Origin of the sequence: Shewanella hafniensis, assembly GCF_019655335.1 — a bacterium.
In the GTDB taxonomy this organism is placed as follows: Bacteria; Pseudomonadota; Gammaproteobacteria; order Enterobacterales; family Shewanellaceae; genus Shewanella; species Shewanella hafniensis.
The window spans coordinates 1-633 of sequence record NZ_BPFD01000201.1 but is presented as its reverse complement, the minus strand read 5'-3'; the positions used below and the strand labels follow the sequence as shown (position 1 = coordinate 633).

The following is a 633-nucleotide window of genomic DNA, read 5'->3' as shown; positions in this document are numbered from 1 at the left end:
GTAAGAATTTGCTTGGTGACAATAGCCTTGTGGAACCACCTGATCCCATCCCGAACTCAGAAGTGAAACGCAAACGCGCCGATGGTAGTGTGGGGTCTCCCCATGTGAGAGTAGGTCATCGCCAAGCATCCAAATAAACACAAAAGCCCTAGCCTAAACCGCTAGGGCTTTTGTGTTTATACGCTTCGCGAAAACTTATCTCGATGTCAACCCGCCGCTGAGCTTGGTCAAAAATAACGTCCATGAATGTTTGACATTCGACACATCCATGTGTCTCGCCCCCATGTATCCCCTTCGGGGATAAAAGAAAGTAGGTCATCGCCAAGCGCCTAGCATGGTCTGGAAAAGAGTCTTGTGAAGATGTAACGAAGCCAGCTGAATAAGCTGGCTTTTTTGCGTCTGCAATTTACATGTTTTAGCGTTTTGAAACCGTTTCATTGTTTGAAATAATACCATTCCGCATTGAAGTCTGATCTAATAGCAAGCAACCCAACAGCTTAAAATTAGATTATGAAACCTGAAACTGCTGAAAGTCTGCTTAGCCTCTCCAAAAGAGAAAAAAATCCGCATAAGCGCATGCGATTGCTCGCTGTATCGCTATTTTTGCAATGCCATAACCGCACTCAGGTGGCA

The 633-nt window shown here is 45.2% G+C and carries 1 rRNA gene; it reads left to right on the top strand.

What is annotated here, in order from left to right:
* The first annotated feature begins 11 nt into the window (after positions 1–11).
* A 5S ribosomal RNA gene (gene rrf / locus K5Q99_RS21915) occupies positions 12–127 on the top strand.
* The last annotated feature ends 506 nt before the right edge of the window (positions 128–633 follow it).